This is a genomic window from Nostoc favosum CHAB5714 (genome assembly GCF_020829495.1).
GTDB lineage: Bacteria > Cyanobacteriota > Cyanobacteriia > Cyanobacteriales > Nostocaceae > Nostoc > Nostoc favosum.
Window position 1 is genome coordinate 102993 of record NZ_JAIVFQ010000002.1, and the last position, 18926, is coordinate 121918.

The following is an 18926-nucleotide window of genomic DNA, read 5'->3' on the forward strand; positions in this document are numbered from 1 at the left end:
AACAAAATATATGATTTAAGCATCCTGAATCAGCTTTTCTTAGTGCCATTCGTTTCAGACTATATGTTATTAAAAACCACATCTTTCGTAAGGGCACAGCATGGTCTATTTCCGATCGCAGAATAATTAAGAAAAGCCTGAAAACTTCCTATTTTAGGTAATGCACATCACGATGCATTTGTACAGTGCGTAACTCCTAATAGCATCAGATTTTCAAACGGATACTGATTTTTCCAACGGTAAGCATTAAAATCTCTGAAATCTATCGACAAAATTCTTCCATGCCCCAGATGTTCTGCCAAAACTATTAACGAAGCATCGGCAAGATCCATTGGTAAGTTCGCATATTTTTCCATCAGTTCACAAATACGTTTACCATGATGGGGTTGCAAATCAAAAACCGTAAATACCTTTAAAGATAAGTTATTAATGAAACTTACTTGGGCGTGATTGCCCATCTTTGTTAGCAGTAGATAGCAAGTCTCTGTAACGACAGCCCAAGTCGTAATCAGAGGTTCGTTGACATTGGCAAGTACTGTTATTGCTTGAGTGTGGTACAAGTCATTTCGATTTGCTAAGGCTAACCAAAAGCCAGTATCAACGATAATCATACTTAGCTTTCAAGCCATCTCTCAAAATTAATTTGTAATTTACAGACAGATCCAAATCTGTATGACCACAACCAATAAAGCCTGTTTGGGTCAGCATTGATAAGGCGTTCTTTTGCTCCTGCTGAAGCTGCTGGTAATACAATTCAATAGCAGACTTAATCACATCTGTTACTGCCTGACTAGTCTGCTGTTGGATGTAAGCTAGTTTGTCAGCATACTCTTCATCTAATCGCGCATTAATTCGCATCGCTAGGTTCCTTTGTCGTACAAGTTGTATGACAAACATAACATACCTCCTACCTCGTCAACAACTTCCGCCGCAGATTATCTAACGCTGCATTCGCGCTGACATGACGAATTAAAGCTCGACCTCTCACTGTACCAAACTGATACTCAAAACTTGCTACTTCATCCTTTGGCCCAGCCAAACCAACGTAAACTAAACCCACCGGCTTAGTATCTGTCCCTCCAGTTGGGCCAGCAATACCAGTAATACTCAATCCCCAAGTTGTTGCAAGGCGGGTTTTGACTCCAACAGCCATTTGCTCTGCAACAGTTGCGCTTACCGCCCCAAATTTATCTAAATCTTCCTGGTTAACCCCCAGCAGCCCAACCTTCACCGAATTGTCATAAGAAATTACGCCACCCCAAAAGTAATCAGAACTCCCAGAAATCTCAGTCAACATTTGCCCTAAACCGCCACCAGTGCAAGATTCTGCCACTGAAAGCGTTTCTTTTGATGCCCGCAATAACTGACCAACCACGGAAGCAAGAGTATCATTATTAACGCCGTAAAAATCTAGTCCGGCAATTTCTTTAAGTTGTTTTTCAATGGGCGCAATTAACGTTTCTGCGGCTGCTTCTGAAGTGGCTTTAGCAGAAACTCGCAATCTTACTTCCCCCTTACCTGCATAAGGGGCTACTGTGGGATTTGGCAACTTCAAATAGGAAGCAACTTTTTCCGCCAAAGCAGATTCACCAATACCCCAAAACTTTAAACTCCGGCTGTAAATAATTTCTTTACCCCAACCTTGACTTTTGAGAAATGGTACGGCTGTTTCTTCCCACATCAGGTGCATTTCACTGGGAACACCGGGAAAGGTAAAAATTGTGATTTCAGGACGGGGTAGCCAAATGATACCAGGTGCTGTTCCAGTGGGGTTGGGGAGAATTTCTGCACCTTGGGGAATTAAAGCTTGCTTGCGGTTACTTGGTGACATAACCCGACCACGTTGGGCGAATTTTTGAGTTATGTCTTCGATGATGTCAGAACGTTCTACTAAGGGAACTTTAAAAAAATCGGCAATGGTTTCGCAGGTGAGATCATCTGGTGTTGGGCCGAGTCCACCAGTGAAAATGAGAATTTGCGCTCTGGAAATAGCAATTTCTATAACTTGCTTCAACCGTTCTGGATTATCCCCAACCACTGTTTGATAATAGTGGGGAATTCCGAGTTGCGCTAATTGTTGCGCCAAAAATTGAGCATTGCCGTTGAGGATATCTCCTAGCAGCAGTTCAGTACCAACACAAATAATTTCTGCACTCATTGGAAGGAATAGTAAGAAGTTAGGAGTTAGGAGTTAGGAGTTAGGAGTTAGGAGTTAGGAGTTAGGAGTTAGGAGTTAGGAGTTAGGAGTTAGGAGTTAGGAGTTAGGAGTTAGGAGTTAGGAGTTAGGAGTTAGAAGTTAGGAGTTAGGAGTTAGAAGTTAGTAGTTAGGAGTTAGGAGTTAGGAGTTCAAAACTTAAAACTCATCACTCTTAACTCTTAACTCCTAACTATCATCTCAGGCTAATGCTGGTACAGGAATTTCCAGGTGAGGATATAAGGGGAAGCGATCGCACAATGCTGCTACCCGTTGCCGACAATCTTGGGTTACTACGTCGGAATCTGGAGAAAGCAGGCGATCGCTAATAATATTTCCAATCTCGGCAAATTCTGCTACTCCTAAACCTCGCGTGGTCATTGCAGGCGAACCTAACCTCAGACCACTGGTAACAAATGGCGATTGCGGATCGAAGGGAATAGTATTCTTGTTAGCAGTAATATTCACAGTACTGACTAGCTGATCCGCCTGCTTACCAGTTAGACCTACAGAACGTAAATCCACGAGGATTAAATGATTATCAGTGCCATTAGACACTAGCTTTAAACCCCGGTTTTGTAGTTGTTCTGCCAAAGCACGAGCATTTTCAATCACTTGGGCAGAATAGGTTTTAAACTCAGGCTTTAGGGCTTCTCCAAAAGCTACTGCTTTACCAGCAATGACGTGTTCCAATGGGCCGCCCTGGCTACCAGGAAAAACAGATTTATCTAGCTTTTTACCTAGTTCTGCGTCGCTGGTCAAAATTAAACCACCTCTAGGGCCGCGTAGAGTTTTATGTGTAGTTGTTGTTACTACATGACAATGAGGAATGGGATCGGGATGAAGACCACTAGCAACTAAACCAGCGATATGGGCAATATCGGCAAGTAAGTAAGCGCCGATTTCATCAGCAATACTACGGAACTTTTCAAAGTCAATTATACGGGGATAAGCCGAATAACCACAAATCAAGAGCTTAGGACGCTCCCTCAGCGCCAGCTCCCGAATTTGATCGTAGTCAAGTTGTTCTGTTTGTTGGCTGACATTGTAGTGGCTAACTTGGAACCACTTACCTGAGACGTTTACAGGGGAACCGTGGGTGAGATGTCCCCCATGAGACAAATCCATTCCCATAATTTTGTCTCCTGGTTCCAACAGCGACAGGAACACTGCAAAATTCGCTTGTGCGCCAGAATGAGGTTGCACATTCGCATGAGCAGCACCAAATATCTGTTTAGCCCGGTTAATTGCCAGTTGCTCGATTTTGTCGATATACTCACAACCGCCATAGTAGCGTTTACCAGGTAATCCCTCGGCATATTTATTTGTCAGTACTGAACCTTGAGCCGCTAGTACAGCAGCTGAGGTAAAGTTTTCACTAGCAATCAACTCCAAGTGATCTCGCTGACGCTGTAGTTCGTCGTTGATTAACTCCGCGATCGCTGGATCGGTGGAGGTAAGAAAGTCTGAGTTAGTCTTAGTCACTTCAATTATCCTTGTGGAAATTTGTACAACGGCTGATTTTAGTTGGATACAGCACCTAACAGTCCACTCTCAAGAGTCCATAGCCCAAAGTCTATAGTTCAACGATTTTTGACTGCTCTACAGAGGCGATTAATCGTCTCCGTACTATTGAGGTTTATTTGTGCCAACTTATTTATTATTAGACGATTAATTATCATAACGTTGGTTTTTGAAGCTGCGTTAAAGAAAGCTTGTTGCGTAGGCGTAGCCCGTCGGAGACATCGCTCCTCTGTAGGACAAAAAGCTAAACGCCTCAGCAATTGACTGTGCGTAATACAGCACTTGCGGAACATGGCTGCAAAGTTCTACGCTGGAAAACTTAAGCACTCGGTATTGTTGACAAATGAAAAATTTTTTGAAGCTTACCTTTGACAGCGAACAAACAGCATTAGCTATTCGAGTTGATCAACAAGCTGAATTACCAGATGCTCTTGAGCGAATAGGGCTTGGCGGTTCGCGTTCTGTTTTAGTAGTGGTGGGGGGTGCAAGTAACATCAGTGAAGCCGACTTTCTCCGCATTAAACGGTTGTTTACGGAAGTTTTAGCCCCCATCGCCGAAAGTTTGGGGGCTTATGTTGTGGATGGAGGTACGGATGCGGGAGTAATGCAATTGATGGGTGAGGCTCGTACCCAGATTGGTGGTAAATTTGCTTTGATTGGTGTAACACCCCAAAGCAAAGTGGCTTTACCTAATCAACAAGAACCTGCTGCTGATTTGACACCCTTGGAGCCAAACCATACTCATTTTGTACTGGTTCCTGGCGATAATTGGGGCGACGGGTCTACTTGGATATCTTACGTTGCAACTGTGCTGGCCAATAATGCACCTTCGATAACTGTACTTTTGAACGGTGGTGAGATTACTTTTGAGGATGCGTTTTCTAGCGTTAATAGTGGAAGGTTAGTTGTTGTAATTGCTGGTACTGGTAGAACCGCAGATATACTTGCAGATGCCTTGCGTGGACAAGCTACCGATGAGCGAGCTAAAAAGTTAGCTAAATCTGGTACATTACAATACATCGACTTAATCGACATAGAGAAGGGAGTTAAAAACTTAGGCGAAATAATTAAGGGTTTGCTTTCTAATTAGGAGCGAAAATGGCAAAAAAAGATAGTTATCATGAATTTTTAAAGGAAGAATTTAACAAGTTATTTGAAGGTATGAAGTTAGGCGATGTGCAAAAACATTTTTTGCGATCGCGCTGGTTAGACCAAGTACTCTGGATGGAAAAGAAAGCGAATTTTTCACGCGATCGCCATTATTTGTTGCGGATAACGACTATTGTTGGTGGTGTAATTCTCCCGGCATTGGTAAGTCTAAACATCAACACTACTCTACAAGTTAACAATAGAGCCAGGGATGTCATTATCTGGTCAACTTTTTGTTTGAGTCAAATAGTTGCTATTAGTGCTGCCATTGAAGAGTTTTTTCACTATGGAGAACGTTGGCGACACTATCGCCGTACAGTCGAATCATTAAAAAGCCAAGGGTGGCAATTCTCACAGTTGACAGGCCCTTATCGTAATTATACAAGCCATGAACAGGCGTTTAGTCTTTTTGCAGGTAATGTAGAAGATATTATTCAACGAGATGTGGAAATATACTCCACTCAAGTTGTACAAGAAAAGAAAGAAGAAAAAGAGAGTCAAGAAAACTCTATTGTGATGCTAAATACAAAAATAACCAATTTGCAAGAAAAGAAAGAAGAAGAGTAAACTCTTTCTTGCAATCTGCTCCCATTTTGGATTTTAGATTTGGCGGAAAGTCTGAGCTAAGGCTTCCTTAAGTAGTCAGACAGAATTAATTACACAATGTCATTGCGGGAGCGAACGCTCGCAATGACTGTAAATATTTTTGTCCTACTACTTATGACACAACTCTCCCAGACAGATTGCTCGTAATTATTTTTTAAATTGGTATGAAGCAAAAACACAAAGGCGCCAAGCAAATTTTAGTACCTTTGTGTTTTGGCTTGAGGTAATTAGCTGCCCTTGGTTACAGTCTCTCCAGGGCCAGCAGTGACAATTATCAGATTTTCCGGCTTAATTAAATCCTCAATTGCCTGTTGCATCTGAGCCATCGTGACTGCTTGAATCTTCTGGGGAAACTCTCGGATTTCTGAGCGTGAAAGTCCCAAAACAGCATTATTCAAAATGATGCTTGATACGTCACTGGGATTAGCTAAATCCACAGGATAGCTATTAGTAATTGAGCGTTTTGCCGTGTTGAATTCAGACTCAGTTACTCCTTGCTCGCGCAACTGTTTGAGTAAAGCGAGAGTACTGGCGATCGCTTTTTGGGCATCACCAGGAGCAGTCTGCATCTGAATCAAGAACGGGCCGGGATTGATTCCGGCGGCAAAACCACTATAGATACCGTAGGTTAGACCCTGGCGATCGCGCACTTCCGTACCCAAACGGCTCGCTAAGGTATCACCACCTAAAATTTGATTCAGTACCAGTGCTGCATAATAACGTGGGTCTTTCCGAGAGATACCGTTGTAGCCGATGTAGGTAACAGCTTCGGATTTACCAGGTATGACTTTGTTTAAACGTGTCAAAGTTTGCGGCAATGGCACGGATGCTATTTTCAGAACAGGTGGCTTACCTGTGGCTGACCATTTGCCAAACGCCTGATTCAGCAAAGTTTTTACCTTAACTGGATCAAAGTCTCCCACTAAAGCGATCGTTGTGTTATCTGGTCGGTAGTGTGTCTGGTAGAAGCCAAGCAAATCATCACGAGTAATACTCTTTAAACTCTCGGCTGTGGGAAAGCTATGGAATGGATGATTTTCTGGGTAAATTGCCTGCTGAAATACTTGTCTTCCTAAACCTCTGGGGTCATCTAGCTGGACTTTGAAACTTATCAGTGCCCGTTGGCGACTCAGTTCTAACTGGTCGGCTGGAAAAGTCGCGTTTTCTAACACATCTGCCAGAGTTTGAATCAATATCGGCAGGTTCGCTGAGAGTCCCTCACCGCTAACGCTAACTCCCTCGCGGCTGGCACTGAAATTCAAATCGGCTCCCCGGTCTTCTAAGGTTTTTGCTAGCGTCAGAGCATTTTTAGTCTGCGTCCCATTCATTAAGTTGGCCGCAGTCAAATTCGCTAATCCAGCTTTTTGGTTGCCGTCAAATTCAGTACCAGCGTCAATTTGTCCACTCAGGTTAATGGTGGGGAGGTTGCGATCGCGCAAAAGCAAAACCCGCAAACCATTATTTAAGGTAAACTCTTCTGGTAATGATTGTTTGCCCGAATCTGTAGCTGATGTGGCAGGTGGCAGATATTTCGCCAGTTCTGCTGGATCTACAGGCTTACCAGGGCTGAAATTTTCTACTGTGCGACCAGAACCAGCGCTAGAAGTCCCTGGTTTACCATCTGGTTGAGTTGGCTCAAAGAAGCCGATGGTTTGTTTCGTCGGATTGAGGTAGTTTTTCGCTACTTTCTGTACTTGGGCTGGGGTCACTTTTGCGATCGCAGCCAGATACTGTTCAATAAAATGATAATCGCCAGCCACAGTTTGGTTATATCCCAATTGGCTTGCCTGACTAGTGATGTCTTGGTTACCCAAAATAAAAGAGGCTTGCAGTTGCGTCTTCGCCCGGTTCAATTCTTCTGTGGTAACTGGCTGCTGTTGCAATTTTGCTAAAGATTCCTGAAGCACCTGAGCAATTTTCCCTAACTCTTGACCCGGAGCCGCCGTAGCATTAATTTCATACCAACCTGGTTCAATGAGTTCGGCAGCACCGCCACTCGCTGAACTAGCGAGTCCAGATTCCACCAAAGCCTGGTAAAGCCTAGAACTACGTCCGCCTGTGAGGATGGCATCCATTACATCAATTGCTGGGACATCAGGATGCTTGATATCTGGCAGAGGATACACTGCTTGCAGTAGTGCCGCACTTCCAGGTTGCTTCAAAACAATCGGTGCTTTTTTAGTAGTAGGGGCAACCGGAGAAGAAGCGGTGGTATTTCCCCTCACCGCGTCCTTGCGTCCTTGCGTCCCCGTGTTCTCTTTTCCTCGTTTTGCCAACTTCCCATAAGTTTCTTTAACAACTTTGAGTACAGGTTCTGTGGCAAAATCCCCTGTAATCACCAACGTGGCATTTTCTGGGCTGTAATAGGTTTGGTAATAATTCCGCACCTGCTCCACCGTGAATTTCTCTACATCAGCTTTTGTGCCTCCCACAGGTAAGCCATAGGCTCTATTAGGAAAAGCATCTCGCATCACTGCCCGACTCAGACGATAGCCTGGTGAATTTTCGTACCCCTGTAACTCGGAGATTACCACCCGCTTTTCACTTGTCAGTTGTTCAGGCCCAACTAAAGAGTTTTCCATGCGATCGGCTTCCAGTGTCAACAATGCTTCGAGTTTGTCTCGTTGCACTGTGCCAAAGTAAGCTGTTTGGTCATAACTAGTAAAAGCATTGAACTGGCTACCCAAGGCACTAAATAACCTTCCAAACTGCACAGGACGGTCAGTTGTACCCTTGAACATTAAATGTTCTAGCTGGTGAGAAATGCCATTCTCTCCCTTAACCTCGTTACGTGAGCCAACTTTATACCAAACTTGTACGCTCACTACTGGAGCGGTATGGACTTCTTTAGTTAGCACCGTTAAGCCGTTGTCCAATACCGTTTTTTGCACCCCTTGGGTGAATGAGACAGCTGATACAGGTGCGGCTGTTGTTGGTGTTGCAGCATTGGTGAAATTGCCCGAAAAAGGCAAAATACTTAGCAGAAGGCTAAGAAAAAATCCTATAAGCATATATGAGCGTAGCTTCATAAGCAATGGAAATCGCTTTTACATAATTATTTAATGCTAAGTCATCTCTCAAGCTTCAATCAGCATGGAAACACTACGATTGGTGCTGCGTGCATTTCAAGATAATGACATCGCAGTATTTGGGATACACCTTACCCAGAAGTAGAAGCGATCGCGTTTATCGAATTGATGAAGCAGTCAATACTAAGTACAGCTTTGCGTAAAAGCGTAGCGTTTTTAATGCAAGCCAACGCATTAACAATGCAGCCGACGCATTAACAATGCAAGCCAACACATTAACAATGCAAGCCAACGCATTAACACCCACAAGGGGATGAGGTTTTACGCACGATCTATAAATACGGATTATCTACCCTTTATGATGCCGCCTTTCTTGCTTGTACCCAGAGTGTGTCTGCGGAGTTTTGGACGGCTGATGCTGCACTGGTTAGACAACTCATGCCCCGACCTGCTTATCTCCGAGAAATAGGAGAAATATAATTGAACTTATGGAAATAATGTGGTGCGTTAACGCAGTGTAACGCACCCTACAAATAAATCAACCCCTAAACTTCAACATCCAAAGTACGCACCAAAAAAGCCCATTTATCTGCGGCTTCTTCGATAATTTTAGCTGTGGGTTTACCCGCACCATGTCCTGCTTTTGTCTCAATTCTAATTAGCGTTGGCGCATCACCAATGTGAGCCTCTTGCAAAGCTGCGGCAAATTTGAAACTATGAGCAGGGACAACGCGATCGTCATGATCGGCTGTGGTAATTAAGGTTGCTGGGTAAGCTGTATTTGGTTTGATGTTGTGTAGTGGCGAATAAGCATACAGCGCTGGAAACTCTTCTGGATTATCTGCTGAACCATATTCGGAAGTCCAAGCCCAGCCGATGGTAAATTTGTGGAACCGCAACATATCCATCACGCCGACTGCTGGTAAAGCTGCACCAAACAAATGGGGACGTTGCGTTATACAAGCACCCACTAATAAACCGCCGTTACTACCACCTGCGATCGCTAGCTTCTCAGTCTTAGTATACTTATTAGCAATCAACCACTCACCAGCGCCAATAAAGTCATCAAAGACATTCTGCTTTTTATCCTTCATTCCTGCTTGATGCCATTCTTCGCCGTATTCTCCACCGCCGCGTATATTAGGCATAGCATAGACACCACCCATCTCCATCCACACCAAAAGACTTACAGAAAAACCAGGTGTCATTGAGGCATTAAAACCACCATAGGCATAGAGATAAGTCGGGTTATTTCCATCTAACTTTATGCCCTTTTTATGAGTGATAAACATTGGTACTTTAGTACCATCTTTGCTATGATAAAAGACTTGTTTAGTCTCGTAATCATTAGGATTAAAATCTACCTGTGGCTGGCGGAAAATGGTACTTTTACCAGTTACCATATCGTAGCGATAGATAGTTCCTGGTGTGGTGAAACTGGTGAAACTATAAAAAGTTTCGGTATCATGACGCTTACCTCCAAAACCTCCGGCTGAACCCAGTCCAGGTAATTCTACCTCACGAATAAACGCACCTTTGAGGTCAAATATTTTAATTTGGCTGTGAGCATCTTTGAGGTAATCAGCAACAAATTGGTTATTGAGTACGCCTACACTTTCCAACGTTTCTGCTGATTGGGGAATAATTTCTCGCCAATTTTCTGGTGCAGGGTTTTTGGTGTCAATTGCAATAACTCTTCCCCGTGGTGCATTTAAATCCGTGCGGAAATAAAACACGTTATCATCATTGTCGATAAAGCTGTAATCTGCCTCAAATTGGTTAATTAATTCTACGACTTCAGCATTAGGGTTAGTCAAATCTTTAAAGAAAACCAAATTTTTGGAGTCAGTACCTAGCCAAATTGAAATTATTAAATAGCGTCCATCTTCAGTAACACCGCCACTAAAACCCCATTCCTTTTGGTCAGGGCGATGGTAAATTAGTACGTCTTCTGATTGGGGTTTACCTAATTGATGATAGTAGAGCTTTTGATAATAGTTAACATCTTCTAATTGAGTTTTTTCATTTGGTTCATCGTAGCGACTGTAGAAGAAACCTTGATTATCATGTGTCCACGACGCGCCAGAAAATTTAATCCATTTCAGGTGGTCTTGGAGGTCTTCACCAGTTTCGACATCGCGTACTTTCCATTCTTGCCAATCAGAACCAGAGGCAGATAGACTGTATGCTAAAAGTTTAGCATCCTCGCTAATAGACAATCCCGAAAGAGCAACAGTACCATCTTCTGAAAGTTTATTAGGGTCGAGTAAAACTTTGGGTTGGTCGTCGAGGGTTTTCAGAGTGTAGAGGACACTTTGATTTTGCAGTCCGTCATTTTTGAAATAAAAGTAGCGTTCAGTGGAACCGTCTTGCAGAGATTCGCCTTCTTTAAAAGGGATACCATATTTTTCATAATCCCAAAGTTTGGTGAGGCGCTGTTTAATTTTTTCCCTGGTAGGAATTTCACTCAAGTAGCCAAAAGTAACTTGATTTTGTGCCTCAATCCAAGCCCTTGTTTCTTCAGAGTCAGGATCTTCTAACCAACGGTAAGGATCTGCGACTAAAGTACTGTGGTAGTTATCGACTTGATTGCTTTTGTGGCTAGATGGGTAGGTGAGGGTTTTTTTAGAGGAGGGCATAATCTCAGGTCAAAAGTGCTTCTTTACATACTACAAAGATAGACCCAAGACGTAGAGCATATACTGACCAAACCTGCGGGAAAATTCCAATTTAAGATCAGCCCTTCCAAGTTGACTGGTCAAATCTCTTTTTTTTCTCTCTGCGCAACGGACACTTTGCTCAAGTCGGGAAACCTGCCCACGCAAGTGTCCTACTCCGTGTCTCTGCGGCTAAAAATTCTTTTATTTAACCGCAGAGGCACAGAGAAGCCAGTGCGTTGGGCGGGTTTCCCGACTTGAAGCAACTGGCGCAACACAGAGTTAAGAGGTTAAAGTTTATTAAGCAAAATTTTTACCCAGCTTGAAAGGGCTATTCTACAGCAGCATTTAGTAGACTACTTGCCACCAACCGAAGGCTGGGCCGATAAAACGGATAGTTGCCCATGCTACAACCATAAGTCCAATGCCTATCCAAGCACCACGACTTGTCCAACTGACAAATAATTCTGCTTGTTTTTTTGTGATGGGAAGCCAAGGCAAGATGCGAGTCTCTTGACCGTATGTTTCCCCTAGTGTGGTTTTACGACGCTTTGCTTCACCCATAATCAGCAACTCAAATTTTTACTTAGGTTCTATCTAAATTTATCTTGCCAGGAATCATAGCTACAGAGAGGCAATAAACTGATAATAGTGCTTGCTTTTAGACGATCGCGCTTTGGTTGACAAAATTTAAATTGGGCATTGGGCATTGGGCATGGGGCATGGGGCATTGATAACTGAACTTTAGGCGGAATTTTCTTCATCGGTATTAGAAAACAGACTGGGGTCGAGATAGTTAATGCGGGCCAGAGGACTTAAAGCTGCAAGAATTTGAGCGCCGTAGCTGCGATTAACTACACGACTATCAAGTAAAGCAACAATACCTTGACTTTCTCGAACTGGAGCGATCGCTCTTTGTAATTCACTCAAGGCAGCTGGCAACAAATATAAACGAAACCAATCTTGATGCGATCGCTTATAGCGAGCTACCCTACCAGCTACTAGCGGATTTTCTAAAGATGGTAAAGGTAAAGTAGCAATAATTAACAGATGGGGTGCTGGCAAGACTCGCTGATGTTCTCGCCAAAATTCCCAACCGCTAATCAAAATACCATTTTCATCTAAACAAGTTTTTTCGACTTGCACCCGCGAACCAAACTCTGAGGCCAGAATTGTTGCAACTTGAGACTTGAGTGGTACATCCCCCACCAAGACAACCGTTAATCCTGATGCTGTAGCACTTAGACAAACCAGTGTGCGGACTTTGTGAATAAATGCCGCTTGAAATTCTGGCGTGTTAGGTAGGGGCAATTTATAAGGGACATACAGTTGAATTGCTTCTGCTTGATCTGAAGAGAACTTCAGGCAAGTTAAATCGTCCAAACCAAGGCGCTGTCGGAAAAGGGGAGCCTCAGTTTCCGGTTCTATGGCGCTGCCAATTAAAACTACTGGTTGTCGCTGCCATAAGGGTGAGAGGATTTCCCCTAACTCCATTGGGGCGTAGTGTAAAGAAAATAAACCTTGTCGATGGGCAATAGTCGCCCAGAAGAGGGCAGGGGGGGCAGGGGGAGATGAGGGGGCAGGGGAGGCAGGGGGGGAAAGATTTTCATCAAGGGTTTGAAATTGTTGCCAGAATTTTTTCCAAGGTTCTGGCAGTGCTTGTACTGACTCTAAAGCAGAATAGAGACGGCTTAAAATTTCTATTTCTGGTTGGGAAATTAGGTAGCACTGATATGGATTGACAGGATGCTGAAGAAGTTCGTGTGTAAGTTGTATCCGTGCTTCACGAATTACCTCAGCTTGATTTGGGCAAGCCAGCATGAGTTGCTCCCAATCATCGGGTTGAATATCTTGGGTAAGTTGATGACGCACCCAATCTTCTAGATCATCTACCCCATCAATAATTGTGGGGATGCCTTGGGGAAAGCAGGAGCCACCAGCAAATTGCCCTTTTAACCAAGCTTCTGGAGAGGTCAACAGTAGCCCTTGGAACTCAGCACTAGGCCAAGCATCACCTGTCCTAATCGCTTTGTTGGCTGGTAGCCACTGCTGTAGACGGGGAATTTCCACCCGCAGCAGAAGTTGCTGCACCGCTTCTTGAGCAACAATAATTACAGGGCCATGCCACATCAGGGCTGATGCTACGAAACTAGTACGATATCGCCCTTGATAGCCACAAACCGCCCCTACTTGAATTAGGGCACTACGTCCCAGGCGCAAGGCGCGTGCTACCAACCGTGCCATCGTCAAATGATGGGGCCAGGAAGGGAACCCCGCCTGCGATCGCAAAAAGTTATGTAGTGAAAAATGAACTTCTGCCTCAATCACACGCTTTTAATTCCATACAAAGTGACTTTTACGAACAAAGCCCCACTTCTATTATGTTGTCCTTTGTTATTTGTCATTTGTCCTTTGCTAATGACCAATGACTAATGACCAATGACCAATCACCCAATACCCTGAATTATGCCAACTTACACAGGAATTTCCAGCGAAGCCTTCAGGCATCCACTAGATCGCCAAGCCGAGCAAGCTTTACGAAATTTACCAGGATTTGATTTAATCGCTCGTAAATTTGTGGAATTTATCTACGAACGCCCTCAGTTAGTCTATCTAATGGGTAACACCATCCAAGTCGGGCCGCGTCAATATTCCACTATTTACCAGATGTTTCGGGAATGCGTCCGAGATTTGGACATTTACCCAGAACCGACACTGTTTGTCTCGCAAAATCCCCAAGCAAATAGCTATGCGCTGGGGCAAGAGAATCCTTACATAGTCATAAATACAGGGATACTAGACTTACTAGACGAAGCCGAGATTCGGGCGGTGCTAGCCCATGAACTGGGGCATATTAAATGTGGTCATACTATTTTAATTCAAATGGCGATGTGGGCGATGAGTGCTGCTTCCGCCTTGGGAGAATTGACCTTCGGCATCGGTAATATTGTCACACAAGGTTTGATTTACGCCTTTTTTGAGTGGCGGCGTAAAGCCGAGTTATCGTCAGATCGCGCCGCACTACTAGTCATGGATGACTTGAATCCCGTGATGTCAACGATGATGAAACTCTCTGGCGGTAGTAACAAATATGCCAACGAATGTAGTTTACAAGAGTTTATCAAGCAGTCAGAAAATTATCAGGCACTGGATGAAGATGGACTAAATCAGGTGTATAAATTTTTGATCTACAATGGCGCTCAGGGTACGATGTTGACCCATCCTTTCCCAGTGGAACGCTTGCATTATTTACGGGCGTGGGCAGTATCTGAAGAATACCAGCAAATTCGCCGAGGAAATTATCAGCGATCGCCTGCTTCAGGATCAGTAAATGTTGCAGCAGAATCTTCCGCGAATGAAACAGAAACTTTACGCCGTCAAATTGAAGAATTACAACGGGAAATCGACAGAATGAAAAGGTCTGAGTAGTTCTGAGTGCTGAGTGAAGTTATATTATATAGTGCATTAGATTTGCCTAATGCACTATATATACTTTTAGCACATACTTTGTCTTAAGGATTTCCAGAAATTAAATTATAGCGGTTCTCGAATGGAAGCAATACACTTTGACCTCACTTCCATTCCTCTCTCCTAAAAGGAGAGAGGCTTTGAATCTTGTTCCCCAACGCTAGCTCTTAAGGGGCTGGGGGTTAGGTCTGTATTGGACTCAAGCGAGAAGCGCTATATCCAATTTCTTAGAGCGAAAGCGATGATCAGCTTCTTCCTCCCTTGCTTACACAGCGATGGGACATTTTTTTAGTTGGAAGTCCCTAAGTAAAGTTTTGCGTAAAAGCGTAGCGTTTTTAATGCAAGGGAACGCATTGGCATTGCATTGAGATGCATTAACAAGGCCACCGCCGCATTAACAATGCAAGCCGCCGCATTAACAATGCAAGCCGCCGCATTAACAAGGCCGCCGCCGCATTAACAATGCAAGCCGCCGCATTAACAAGGCCGCCGCCGCATTAACAATGCAAGCCGCCGCATTAACAAGGCCGCCGCCGCATTAACAATGCAGGGTATGCCAAATTTAATTCGCTACGAATTAATGAAATGACGCGATGTGCAACTTATTCTTAAAACCCCACTTCCATTCCTCTCCCCGAAGCGGAGAGAGGCTTTAAGTCTTGCTCCCCTTCCCTCTTAGGGAAGGGGTTGGGGGTTAGGTTTGAGGGAAAGTTGCACACCGCGTGAAATGCTGTACTAACGTTGTAGCCCTAAAATGAGGACTAAAGTCCTCACTACAAACCTTTAGATGTAAGCATTTCTGAATATGGCAATTCACTTGACAAAACGGTTTTCTGTGTTCGCTGCTATTCTAGCTCTTGTCCTTTCCATGCCGGGAATTGCCTTAGCTGCACCCGTTCAGTTCCATACTACTTTTGGTGTTATTTCCGCCCAAACTACCAAAACTGCTAGCTACTCCACCTCGTCGGAGATTAACCTGACTCCCTTACAACGCCAAGAACTCCAGGCTGTGCGTCAGAGAAGAAACAGGGAAATTGAGGCAGTCTTAAATACATCGCAACGTGCCCAACTTAATCACAATCTCCGGGCTGGTAATAATATCAATCAAGCCCTAGAAAAACTGCATTTGCAACCAGAACAGCAAGATTTTGTAAAGGCGATCGTGCAATTTACTAACTTGAAAATGAAGGCTATTTCATCTAGGCATTCGCTAACAGTAGACCATAAATAAAGGTTTGACTTGTACATTGGATTATTGAATCGTTGTCATAGAAGATATGAATCATATTTTCTATGACCAAATAATTATTAATTCATAATTCATAATTCATAATTTCAGCTTACTTGCCCCATGCAGTATCAATGGAGACACAAAAATGCTTAATCATTTTTCAAGCCCCCGCATTAATAAGCCACTGCGGTCTTGGGGTCTCCCCGCGCGAGAGCAAGTGGCGTGCGTGGGGTAATAATTATGAATTAGTAATTAAAAATTTATGAATTAATTTGACAGCCTTTTGGATAAAATGCTATCAAGCGATCGCACTTTTTCTTGTAAGTATCTTACCTACTATTGCCCAATACGCTTAGAAGGTGTTTGAAAAGTCCTCTTGTTGGTATCAAAAGTTTTAGATCCCTCTAAATCCCCCGATAAATTGGGGGACTTTGATTCCGGTTCCCCCCTTTTTAAGGGGAGCCAGCGCGGTCTTGGGGTCTCCCCAAGTGGAGCGACTGGCGTGGGTTAGGGGGGATCTAAAAGTGCCTAAAGTCACAGCGAACCACTTTTCAAACAACCTCTTAGGTTAAGGCGTGATCCTCCCTAACCCTCCGATAAATTGGAGGGAATTAGAGCAAGCCTTATGAAGGAGTCTAAAATTGCCAAACCTATGGAAACATTTGACTAATATGGATTTCAATTTCTGGAAATGCAATCAAAGATAAAGTTGCATCCTCCTGCAAAATAAATTCAAGATTGTAGCCTTTCAAGCTCGGTTCGCGGAAAACATAAACCTGATGCTGATTCACATCCAAAATCCAGTAATCAGCAATTCCTGCCTTAGCATATAAAGGTGCTTTCTGTTTCCGATCCGTGTCTAGCGTTGTATCTGCTACCTCAATCAATAAAAAGATTTCATTGGGTGCAGGATGACGATCAATGTACTTTCGCGCATCAATGCGGACAACGGCAATATCTGGTTCAGGTTCCGAGTATTGGCTTAATTGAATGGGATCTTGCACCCGAACTAAGGCAACTTCTGCCAGCGACCGCTTAAAATAATCAGACGCACATAGAGTTGTTGCTGCGTGTGGAGGATTTTTGGCGCTCATGGGGATAACTTGCCCATTAATCAGTTCTACCCGTTCATCCTCTGTAATAATACCCGTTTCAAACATCCGGTGATATTCGTTTACAGTCCACAGGCGGACTCTAGTTTGTGTCATTGTGTATTTCCTTTAGCGATGCCTGGGTTGGGCTACGCCTACGCACATCAATTTTAGGCGATATTATCATCTGCAAAGTGCAAATATCTCTTACTCTCAACTTTTGCAGCAACTATAATTAATCTTGCCCCCTGAAAGTTCCTTACCATGTCGGAAGAAGATATCCGAGCCGCAAGGCTGGAGAAAGTAGAACAACTCAAGCAGCTAGGGACTAATCCCTACGCCTATCGTTGGGAATCTACCCATCATGCAGCGCAGTTGCAAGAACAGTTTGCCGATTTAGCCAGTGGTGAAGAAGTTGATTTAGAAGTTGCGATCGCTGGACGCATTATGGCGCGTCGCGTTTTTGGTAAACTGGCTTTCTTCACCTTGCAAGATGAAACTGGCACAATTCAGCTTTATTTGGATAAAAATCGCATCCAAGAAAGCATGGCAGATATTGATGCTGATGCCTTCAATCATTTAAAACAACTCACAGATGCAGGCGATATCCTGGGAGTTAAAGGTACTATTAAACGGACTGAAAAGGGCGAGTTATCTGTCTACGTTAAACAATATACTATCCTGACTAAATCCCTGTTGCCCCTACCCGACAAGTGGCATGGATTAACGGATGTTGCCAAGCGCTACCGTCAGCGCTACGTTGACTTAATTGTTAACCCGGAAGTACGGCAAACTTTCCGCCGTCGCGCCCAAATTACTGCCGGTATTCGCCGTTATTTAGAAGAACGAAATTTTCTGGAAATTGAAACGCCAGTTTTGCAAAGTGAGACTGGGGGTGCAGATGCGCGTCCATTTATCACTTACCACAACACTTTAGAAATGGAGTTGTATCTGCGAATTGCCACAGAACTTCATCTCAAGCGGTTGATTGTGGGTGGTTTTGAAAAGGTGTTTGAATTGGGGCGGGTTTTCCGCAATGAGGGAATTTCCACTCGACATAATCCCGAATTTACGACGATTGAAATTTACCAAGCCTACGCCGATTACAACGATATGATGGCGCTGACTGAGGGGATTATTACCACTGTCGCCCAAGATGTACTCGGCACATTGCAAATCACCTACCAAGGGGAACCTATAGATTTAACACCACCTTGGCGGCGGGTGACAATGCACGATTTAGTTAAAGAATTCACAGGCTTGGATTTCAATTCTTTCCAAACATTGGAAGAAGCAAAAACAGCAAGTAAAAATGCTAGTATTCCTGGTATAGATGAAGCCAAATCAATTGGAAAGTTACTGAATTTAGCTTTTGAAGAGAAAGTAGAAGCTAATTTAATTCAACCTACCTTTGTAATTGATTACCCAGTAGAAATTTCGCCCCTAGCAAAACCTCACCGTTCTCAACCTGGTTTGGTGGAAAGATTTGAGTTATTTATCGTAGGGCGAGAAACTGGCAATAGCTTTTCAGAACTTACCGATCCCATTGATCAAAGAGAACGCCTAGAAGCCCAAGCTGAAAGAAAAGCTGCTGGCGACTTAGAAGCCCAAGGTGTAGATGAAGACTTTTTGACAGCCCTTGAATACGGTATGCCGCCTACAGGTGGTTTAGGGATTGGGATTGATCGGTTGGTAATGTTATTAACTGATTGTGCCAGTATTCGGGATGCGATCGCCTTCCCGCTACTCAAGCCTGAAGGCAGCGTTATTAAGCAATTTACCTATGAGCCAAAAACTCAAACACTGACTATTGAATTTGATAGTGGAAGTGTTTACGAGTATTTCAAAGTACCTCCCAGTGTGAAGGAAGACTTAGACAATGCACCGTCTAAAGGTCAATACTTTAACAAGTTTATTAAAGGGAAATTTAAATTTGAACAGTTGAGCTAGTAAAGATGCATGGGGCGGTAACTCGCC

The 18926-nt window shown here is 43.7% G+C and carries 15 protein-coding genes; 5 read left to right on the plus strand and 10 right to left on the minus strand.

Annotated elements, in window-relative coordinates; all coding sequences use genetic code 11:
- Positions 1–167: 167 nt before the first annotated feature.
- From LC586_RS02045 to glyA, 4 genes are all read right to left on the minus strand, one after another.
- Positions 168–611: a type II toxin-antitoxin system VapC family toxin gene (locus LC586_RS02045; RefSeq protein ID WP_229482717.1), complete on the minus strand. Its 444-nt coding sequence runs from the start codon at positions 609–611 to the stop codon at positions 168–170.
- Positions 598–897 (minus strand): CopG family transcriptional regulator, encoded by a 300-nt coding sequence (locus LC586_RS02050; RefSeq protein ID WP_229482718.1) that lies wholly within the window; start codon positions 895–897, stop codon positions 598–600. Before LC586_RS02050 ends, LC586_RS02045 begins: the two co-directional genes overlap by 14 nt.
- 10 nt (positions 898–907) lie before the next feature.
- Positions 908–2158 carry a competence/damage-inducible protein A gene (locus LC586_RS02055; protein ID WP_229482719.1) on the minus strand — a complete coding sequence of 417 codons (1251 nt, stop codon included), beginning with the start codon at positions 2156–2158 and terminating at the stop codon, positions 908–910.
- Positions 2159–2395: 237 nt separating this feature from the next.
- Positions 2396–3679 (minus strand): serine hydroxymethyltransferase, encoded by a 1284-nt coding sequence (gene glyA, locus LC586_RS02060; protein WP_229482720.1) that lies wholly within the window; start codon positions 3677–3679, stop codon positions 2396–2398.
- A gap of 382 nt (positions 3680–4061) precedes the next feature.
- On the opposite strand from glyA, the gene LC586_RS02065 reads away from it, so the two are divergent.
- Together LC586_RS02065 and LC586_RS02070 are read left to right on the plus strand one after the other, a co-directional pair.
- Positions 4062–4808 (plus strand): TRP family putative cation channel, encoded by a 747-nt coding sequence (locus LC586_RS02065; RefSeq protein ID WP_229482721.1) that lies wholly within the window; start codon positions 4062–4064, stop codon positions 4806–4808.
- An 8-nt stretch (positions 4809–4816) separates the two neighbouring features.
- Positions 4817–5434 carry a DUF4231 domain-containing protein gene (locus tag LC586_RS02070; protein ID WP_229482722.1) on the plus strand — a complete coding sequence of 206 codons (618 nt, stop codon included), beginning with the start codon at positions 4817–4819 and terminating at the stop codon, positions 5432–5434.
- 266 nt (positions 5435–5700) lie between these two features.
- Here the strand turns inward: LC586_RS02070 and LC586_RS02075 are convergent, their stop codons facing one another.
- The 5 genes from LC586_RS02075 to LC586_RS02095 all read right to left on the minus strand — a co-directional run bounded on the left by LC586_RS02075 (position 5701) and on the right by LC586_RS02095 (position 13487).
- Entirely contained in the window at positions 5701–8484 is a 2784-nt protein-coding gene (locus LC586_RS02075; RefSeq protein WP_438822867.1) for a M16 family metallopeptidase, read from the minus strand.
- Positions 8485–9047: 563 nt separating this feature from the next.
- The gene (locus LC586_RS02080) at positions 9048–11141 is read right to left on the minus strand and encodes a prolyl oligopeptidase family serine peptidase (protein ID WP_229482724.1); all 2094 of its coding nucleotides are present in this window, start codon (positions 11139–11141) and stop codon (positions 9048–9050) included.
- Between the two features lie 366 nt (positions 11142–11507).
- Positions 11508–11723 (minus strand): DUF2839 domain-containing protein, encoded by a 216-nt coding sequence (locus tag LC586_RS02085; RefSeq protein WP_229482725.1) that lies wholly within the window; start codon positions 11721–11723, stop codon positions 11508–11510.
- 29 nt (positions 11724–11752) lie between these two features.
- The gene (locus LC586_RS02090) at positions 11753–11923 is read right to left on the minus strand and encodes a hypothetical protein (RefSeq protein ID WP_229482726.1); all 171 of its coding nucleotides are present in this window, start codon (positions 11921–11923) and stop codon (positions 11753–11755) included.
- Positions 11904–13487 (minus strand): helicase C-terminal domain-containing protein, encoded by a 1584-nt coding sequence (locus tag LC586_RS02095; RefSeq protein ID WP_229482727.1) that lies wholly within the window; start codon positions 13485–13487, stop codon positions 11904–11906. Before LC586_RS02095 ends, LC586_RS02090 begins: the two co-directional genes overlap by 20 nt.
- A 138-nt stretch (positions 13488–13625) precedes the next feature.
- Between LC586_RS02095 and LC586_RS02100 the strand changes: the two genes are divergently transcribed.
- Positions 13626–14588, plus strand: coding sequence for a M48 family metallopeptidase (locus LC586_RS02100; protein ID WP_229482728.1), 963 nt, complete (start codon positions 13626–13628; stop codon positions 14586–14588).
- An 844-nt stretch (positions 14589–15432) separates the two neighbouring features.
- On the plus strand, positions 15433–15858 hold the full coding sequence (locus tag LC586_RS02105; RefSeq protein ID WP_229482729.1) for a hypothetical protein: 426 nt from the start codon (positions 15433–15435) through the stop codon (positions 15856–15858).
- 650 nt (positions 15859–16508) lie between these two features.
- On the opposite strand, the gene LC586_RS02110 is transcribed toward LC586_RS02105, so the two are convergent.
- Entirely contained in the window at positions 16509–17066 is a 558-nt protein-coding gene (locus LC586_RS02110) for a Uma2 family endonuclease (RefSeq protein WP_229482730.1), read from the minus strand.
- A gap of 147 nt (positions 17067–17213) precedes the next feature.
- On the opposite strand from LC586_RS02110, the gene lysS reads away from it, so the two are divergent.
- Positions 17214–18899 (plus strand): lysine--tRNA ligase, encoded by a 1686-nt coding sequence (lysS, locus tag LC586_RS02115; RefSeq protein WP_229482731.1) that lies wholly within the window; start codon positions 17214–17216, stop codon positions 18897–18899.
- Positions 18900–18926 lie beyond the last annotated feature (27 nt).